General features: G+C 64.9%; 1 protein-coding gene. It reads right to left on the minus strand.

What is annotated here, in order from left to right; all coding sequences use genetic code 11:
* Positions 1-239 (minus strand): GPR1/FUN34/YaaH family transporter (locus tag HUX53_RS00135; RefSeq protein WP_217918935.1); only part of this gene is annotated, 239 nt, incomplete at both ends.

Genomic DNA, 239 nt, shown 5'->3' on the forward strand with positions numbered 1-239 from the left:
CGGAGGCGTACCAGGCGCAGATGGCGGTGAGGACGCCGATGTAGCCGCCGATCTTGATGGTGTTCTCGCTGCCGGCGAACTGCCCGATGAACAGGATGATCTCGGTGGCCTCCAGGGTGACGAACACCGCGAGGACGGCCTGGTTGACCTGCGTGGCCCACAGCATCATGTAGGTGTTGAAGATCGCGAAGGCCAGCAGGATCCAGCCGAGGTCGTTGGCCTCCTGGGCCGGGGTCGTC

Source organism: Actinomadura sp. BRA 177 (assembly GCF_013372625.1).
Taxonomy (GTDB): domain Bacteria; phylum Actinomycetota; class Actinomycetes; order Streptosporangiales; family Streptosporangiaceae; genus Spirillospora.